The organism is Anabaena sp. UHCC 0451, from assembly GCF_034931405.1.
Taxonomy (GTDB): domain Bacteria; phylum Cyanobacteriota; class Cyanobacteriia; order Cyanobacteriales; family Nostocaceae; genus RDYJ01.
The window spans coordinates 68,881-75,286 of sequence record NZ_JAYGHA010000027.1 but is presented as its reverse complement, the minus strand read 5'-3'; the positions used below and the strand labels follow the sequence as shown (position 1 = coordinate 75,286).

Here is a 6,406-nt window from a genome sequence, read left to right as displayed (position 1 = left end):
ACTCCTGACTCCTGACTCCTGAACTCCCAGAGGTAAATTATGGCTACTTGGCAATGTATAAAGCAGTGTGGAGCGTGCTGTCATCTTGATCCTACTGATCGTCCCGACTTAGAAGAATATCTTTCCCCAGAGGAATTGGGACTTTACCTGAGTATGGTAGGTGAGGACGGATGGTGTGTGAATTTTGACCATCAAACCAAAGAATGTACGATTTATGCTAGTCGTCCGCGTTTCTGTCGGGTGGAAGAAGAGACATTTCTAGATATGTTTGGAATTGAACCGGAGGAATTAAACGATTTTGCTATTGACTGCTGTCGTCAGCAAATTGAGGCAGTATATGGCGATCGCAGTTTGGAACAAATTCGTTTTGATCAAGCTGTGGGTTTTTGAGAAATCTTGTTGCCATTTATGACAACATTATGAGAAAATGAAAGGAATATGAAAATAACTTAGAGACAAAACTAACACCTGTGAAACTTGATACTGCACCTGTTCCCATTTCTCAGCTATCGGAAACTGAAAGCTATTCACTTCAGCCTCTAGTTAAGGAAAATCGCAAACCGCAAGAATCCTTATTTATGGTATTTGGGACAACCTTCATCACCATCTTTCTGGCGGAAATTGGCGATAAAACTCAACTTTCCACTTTGTTAATGAGTGCGGAATCTCATGCACCTTGGATAGTTTTCCTGGGTTCGGGAACAGCATTAGTCACTACCAGTTTATTAGGTGTGCTGCTTGGTGGTTTTATAGCGAGTAAACTTAGTCCTAAAACTGTAGAAAAATCAGCAGGGGTCATGTTGTTGTTGATTTCTGTAATGCTGTTTTGGGATGTATTGATTGGTTAATTGATTGGTTAATAGTTCAGTTGTTATAGAGAAAATTATGGACTGGAATCTTTTAGGACTAAGCTTTGTAACAGTTTTTCTTTCTGAATTAGGTGATAAAAGTCAGTTAGCAGCGATCGCTCTTTCTGGTCAAGGTCAATCTCGAAAGGCTGTATTTTTTGGCACAGCAGGAGCGTTAGTATTAACGAGTTTGTTAGGAGCATTAGCTGGGGGAGCAGTAGCGGAATTATTTCCTACTCGCATCTTAAAAGCGATCGCTGCTGTGGGATTTGCTATTCTAGCTATTCGTCTACTTTTACCGAACAGTGAAACTGAAGCAGATTAATTCACCTTTGGAGGTTAAAGTCCCCTGCTTCTATAAGTAGGGGGTTTTGCGTCGGGGTAAAATCCCCCGTTACAAAACGTAATTCTAAATTCTAAATTCTAAATTCTGCATTCTTTTAAGCTTCCCGCCAACACCACTTTAAAAGCATCCCACCTGCCACAAGTTTCAATACTTCCAATAGAAAATAACTGCCGTGAAGTAAACTCATGGTTTCAGGAACTGTACCTGCGTCCGCAAAGAAACTTAAATTACTACCAATAGCGCACATTTGCGGTGTTAAAAAATAAGTATCTAACAAAGCTGCCGTGAGCAGCAAGCAAGATAAGAAGATACTACTCACGCGCCAATTAGATTTAGCTTTTCCCATAGCCAACACAGCAGTCAATACGACACCAGCAGATAGCAATTCTAAGCGATTAAAATTCCAAAAAATCGCATATCCGGCTGTAGTAAAACTCGCTTCGTTCATCATGCCAGAAACGTAAAGAGTAGGCATAATTACCCAATCTAAAACCACACTAGCACTGAGCCAAAAGCCTAAAGTCAACATGACGGCGGTTTGCCAAGTTGACCGTTTAAATTCAAAGTTAGAAATAGCGTTCATAAGAATAATTACTTTGTTGTATTCTTAGTTTCTAACTCAAGGAAAGACTTTGACAACAAATAGCAATTAACTGTTACAATTCACCAACAATATTCCATGTAAAGTTTTAGTTTCTCCTGCTTATCATCACTGAGTCGGTAACTGAGGGTGTTCTGTTGAGTATTTACCTACCAAAGCAGAAATTGATGGATTATATAACCGCAGATAATTCCAGTAGTTACCAAATACTTGACGGACATAATTTTTGGTTTCACCAAAAGGAATTTCTTCCACAAACTCATCTGGATCTTGTTTGGGTATGGTTCGCAGCCATTTAGCAACGTTACCAGGACCTGCATTGTAACTGGCGATCGCTAACATGGAATTATTGCCATATTGCTGATGGGTATGATCCAAATACCACGTACCCAGCATGATGCTATCATTTGGATTTTCCAAATTAATAGTTTTCATATCCACATTGATTTGTGGGGCTATCCATGCAGCTGTACTGGGCATTACCTGCATTAAACCAGTCGCACCGACTATAGATTTAATTTTTGGTTGAAACATTGACTCTTGGCGCATCAAAGCCGTAACTAGCAGGGGATTAAGTTGGCGTGTAGTAGACCATTTTTGTATTTCTTGGAAATAAGGAAACGGATAACGGGCTTGCCAATAAGTGATCTGTTGACTTAAAGCGGCATATTCTGCTTGTTCTTCTGGTGTTTCCCGATCTTCCAATTTAGATATCTTGGCAATACCAATCAGATTTTCACCCTTTGCTAACCGCATCAACCCTTCCGTAAATTGTTCAGCTACGGTAGGCTGATTGTTGTTCTTAAATTCTGTTTCCCACTCAAACCAAGCATCTCGATCTTGTCCCAGCAAATACAACTCTTTAAAAGCATCAGTACCCGCTGGAGGTACAGAACGCTGAGGGGGGATAATTTCTGGATTCATCAAGCGTAGGTTATTAAAATCACCTACATCCAAACCCAAAATACTGGCAGAACGCCAAGCATAATAAGATTGGGGAAATTGACTAAGTACATACTTATAAGCAGTCCGTGCTTCTTCCTGTTTTCCTAGTATAGTTGCCCATTTACCTACCCAAAAACTGGCTCTGGGAGCGAGAATACTATTAGGATTTTCCGTAGCAATTGGTTGCGCCCATTGCCATGCACCTACGTAATCTCTATTTTTGGCTTTATCTAGGGCAGTTTTCCAGCGATGTTCTGCCGCTTCCCCAGAATTGCTATACTTACCTAACAGTAATTTCCATGCTGCTGTAGCTGACTGTTTATCATTGAGAGTTTCTAGCAGTTTGGCTTTTTGTACCAGTGCTGTCGGTGCTTGTTTAGGAAACTTATTAATTATTTGGTCAAGATAAGGTAAGGCAGCTTTCCCAGGAGCTATTTCTGCCAATCTTAATAAGGCTGTTCCCGTTTCTTCAGCTGTGGGAAATTGTTGTATTTGTTGTTTATAAATAGCAACAGCCTGATCTCGCTTTTTATCTATTTGTAACCCTCTGGCTATACGGTAGAGATTTTTGGCTGTTTTGGGTGCTTTTGTATAAGCATTAGCCGCCTTAGTAAATTCATTATTATCCCAATATACTGAACCAATTAGTTCCCAGTCTGCTGATGTGAGTTGAGGCTGTTTCACCAACTGATCTAAAACACCAATAATTCCTGGTTGATGAGAGGCGTATTTTGCCAAAGTTAATTGTAACTTGGGTTGATTGGGATTTTCTCGCAAGCGTTTGCGGATAATTTCCCAAGTGAGGGGATGGGAAGGAAATTTAGCGATCGCTTGATCATGTAGTTTTGGTTGTCCAATCAAATATATCGCCTTCACTACCGCTGGATCTTGAGCATGATTTTTTACCACTTTTTGCCGCAGATCCGAAGCTTTACCCTTTTCACCCACAACATCTTGCGCTTGGGCTTGTTTTAGCAAAATATAGGGTGCTAAAACAGGATAATCTTTTTCCAGTCCTGTCAGCAAACTGAGGGCTTTTTTCCCTTGATCAGTTTCAATATAATCACTGGCTAACAGATAACGCGCCCTTTCCCGATCTGGTGAACTGCCTTTTTCAGCAATTTCCGTTAGTTTTACCGCCCGTTCTGGTAAAGATTTAGACACTAAATCAAAGACAATCGACTTAGTTTGATTAGTCTCAGCTAGTTTATTAGGCTGACTCTGACTCAGGTTCAACCATTTACTCAGGGTTTTTCCAGCTTCTGGGGCTGATACCATACCCCCGACTAAAAAGGCACATAGTCCAGCCCCAGCGATCACATAAATTTGCTTGTTTTGTAGTTTCTTCAGCATGGATACCCGCTTTTAGCCTAGCGTCTGGAAAAAAATTCCGATCAGTTTCTTGCCACTTTAACACTACTGCCGGGAAATGTTATCACTTTTGAGTTGCAGATTGGATATTTTTAGGAGTCAGGAGTTTTTAGATTGGGAAATTTTCTGATTTTACTTGGGTAACAGGGTAAACGAGTCACAAAAACCACTGATACTCTTAGTTAAATATTTTTGCTTTTGTTTGCTAGTTTCTGCACTGATCTGATATAACCTTTTGTTAACTAAAAATATTCTTTGTTTAATAATTTTATCGCCTGGTTTGGTATAGTTAATTTCCTTTCCAGAATAACCACCTAAAGAAATTTTTTCTTCACTGATTAAAGTTCCCTTGGCGTTCTGTAAAGCTGTTTTTTTACCAGCTTCTATCGCTGCTTCTACCATATTATTACTTTTCAGTAATTCAATATATTCTTCTGGATAGTCAATATAAGCAACTGTGTATTTTACATCTTCTTGTTGACGCTCAACTGTGAAAAGATTGACTTCTACAGTGCCATTTTTAGTATTAACTTTTTGTTTGGCTTCTGTAGGTGTACCTGGCATTAAAATCCGAAATCCTCCCGCTGGCGAAGAAAATATTTTCCAGATAGACTGGGCTATTACTAATGGCTGATTTGCTGATACAGATTGAGTGATTGTGTAGCCGCTGCATAAAATCAATACTGCCACAGAGTAAGGTAGAATTTTAAAATTCATGATTTTTATTGTTTTCCTAATTCTGGAGTTTTGCCTGTTAAACCAATCATTAATTTGAGTGCAAAGATTTTCAAAATGGGAACTCTTTGCATAAACCATAAACCCAAACGTCTGATTATTACCACGGGTAAGAAGTTATTAGAAAATACTCGATCTAATAAATCAGTGAAACCTAAAATGGCGAGATTTTCCTTTTTTCGCCACTGTTCATATTGTTTGAGAACTTCAATTTTACCAATATCTGCACCATTTTGGTGTGCGGTTTGGATAACTTCAGCTAAAGCTGCTGCGTCACGAATACCTAAATTTAAACCTTGTCCACCGACAGGATGACAGTTGTGTGCTGCGTCACCGACTAAAGCTAAACGGGGGAGAACATAGCGATCGCTCTGCATTAACTGTACCTGAAAAATAAAGCGATCGCCTAATAATTCCAATTTACCCATTTGATCACCATACCGCTTAGTTAGTTCTACTAAAAATTCTTCATTACTTAAAGCACACAAAGCTTTTGCTTCTTCATGGGGTGCTGTCCAAACAATGCGGCATCTGTTCCCAGGTAAAGGTAAAATTGCAAAAGGTCCACTAGTCCAAAATTTCTCATAAGCTGTATAGTTATGAGATTTTTCTGGCCTCACAAAAGCGACAATACAAGATTGCCAATATTTCCAACCTTTAGTTTTAATTCCCGCAGCTTGACGAATTGGTGAACGTGAACCATCAGCAGCAACTAACAATTTAGTTCTAATTGTTTGCTGTTCATCTGCAACTTTAATATTCACAGTAACTATATCTTTTTCATTCTGCGTTTTCATAACTTCTGCTGGACACAAATAAGTAACATTTGCACAATTTTTGACGAACTCTTGTAAAGGTTCTAACAGTGCAGAATGTTCAGCTACATAACCTAATTCTGGCGTTTGTGTTCCCAAATCAGCAGTTTGAAATTTCACCACATCGGGATAGTCAGCATCAGATAAACTCACCTGTCTATATTTAGCTATATTAGGCAGAATTTTATCCCAAATACCAATTCCTTGGAAAATTCGCGCTGACAGCAGATGTACAGCATAAGCTTGGCCTTTGGTTACTGCCGCTGATGTCACCCTAGCCTCGATCAGCAGTATACTAAGGCCAGAGTCTTTTAAAGCAGCAGCGAGAGTTAAACCCACAATTCCACCACCGACAATTACCAAATCATAATCATATCCTGGTTTGTCTGGGGTTGTGTGGGGAGGGGTAAGGGTTTGAGTAAGCTGGGTGAGTGACATTGTAAAGATAGATGACGGCGTTTTACTTATTATTTTTACGCAAGTCCCGCGAGAGAGCAAGTTTTGAGAGGAAAATTCCCCTAAAAATGAGTTTATGTCTTACAGCGAGTTTAGTTTAGCTAAAACAAAAAAAGAGTTCGCTTTGACTACTTTAGAAAAACGCGATATTTTTACAGTTGACAGTTTTTTATAATTAGGACTTATACCAATTCTGTATGGTTTTCAGCCACATTGTGCATAAGTTATAATTGTTTGATGATGTGGTAGAATAATAATTAGAATAATTTCTTATTAGTCATTTAACAAG

The 6,406-nt window shown here is 39.1% G+C and carries 7 protein-coding genes; 3 read left to right on the top strand and 4 right to left on the bottom strand.

The genetic code is table 11. From position 1 onward, the window contains the following. Positions 1-39 precede the first annotated feature (39 nt). From VB694_RS18510 to VB694_RS18500, 3 genes are all read left to right on the top strand, one after another. On the top strand, positions 40-390 hold the full coding sequence (locus VB694_RS18510) for a YkgJ family cysteine cluster protein (protein WP_323361806.1): 351 nt from the start codon (positions 40-42) through the stop codon (positions 388-390). Between the two features lie 80 nt (positions 391-470). Next, positions 471-848, top strand: a complete 378-nt coding sequence (locus tag VB694_RS18505; protein ID WP_323361805.1) for a TMEM165/GDT1 family protein — start codon at positions 471-473, stop codon at positions 846-848. 37 nt (positions 849-885) lie between these two features. After that, positions 886-1,173, top strand: coding sequence for a TMEM165/GDT1 family protein (locus tag VB694_RS18500; RefSeq protein WP_323361804.1), 288 nt, complete (start codon positions 886-888; stop codon positions 1,171-1,173). 115 nt (positions 1,174-1,288) lie between these two features. Here the strand turns inward: VB694_RS18500 and VB694_RS18495 are convergent, their stop codons facing one another. The 4 genes from VB694_RS18495 to VB694_RS18480 form a co-directional block, all read right to left on the bottom strand. Next, on the bottom strand, positions 1,289-1,777 hold the full coding sequence (locus tag VB694_RS18495; RefSeq protein ID WP_323361803.1) for a hypothetical protein: 489 nt from the start codon (positions 1,775-1,777) through the stop codon (positions 1,289-1,291). A 126-nt stretch (positions 1,778-1,903) separates the two neighbouring features. Further along, a complete protein-coding gene (locus VB694_RS18490; RefSeq protein WP_323361802.1) occupies positions 1,904-4,093 on the bottom strand; it encodes a transglycosylase SLT domain-containing protein in 2,190 nt (729 codons plus the stop codon). A 150-nt stretch (positions 4,094-4,243) separates the two neighbouring features. Continuing rightward, entirely contained in the window at positions 4,244-4,828 is a 585-nt protein-coding gene (locus VB694_RS18485; protein WP_323361801.1) for a hypothetical protein, read from the bottom strand. 5 nt (positions 4,829-4,833) lie between these two features. Further along, positions 4,834-6,099: an FAD-dependent hydroxylase gene (locus VB694_RS18480; protein ID WP_323361800.1), complete on the bottom strand. Its 1,266-nt coding sequence runs from the start codon at positions 6,097-6,099 to the stop codon at positions 4,834-4,836. Positions 6,100-6,406: the final 307 nt, after the last annotated feature.

Bases quoted from the DNA above. Each gene is read 5' to 3' on its own strand.
- VB694_RS18510 (WP_323361806.1), top strand. From the start codon at position 40: ATGGCTACTTGGCAATGTATAAAGCAGTGTGGAGCGTGCTGTCATCTT.
- VB694_RS18500 (WP_323361804.1), top strand. From the start codon at position 886: ATGGACTGGAATCTTTTAGGACTAAGCTTTGTAACAGTTTTTCTTTCT.
- VB694_RS18495 (WP_323361803.1), bottom strand. From the start codon at position 1,777: ATGAACGCTATTTCTAACTTTGAATTTAAACGGTCAACTTGGCAAACC.
- VB694_RS18490 (WP_323361802.1), bottom strand. From the start codon at position 4,093: ATGCTGAAGAAACTACAAAACAAGCAAATTTATGTGATCGCTGGGGCT.
- VB694_RS18485 (WP_323361801.1), bottom strand. From the start codon at position 4,828: ATGAATTTTAAAATTCTACCTTACTCTGTGGCAGTATTGATTTTATGC.
- VB694_RS18480 (WP_323361800.1), bottom strand. From the start codon at position 6,099: ATGTCACTCACCCAGCTTACTCAAACCCTTACCCCTCCCCACACAACC.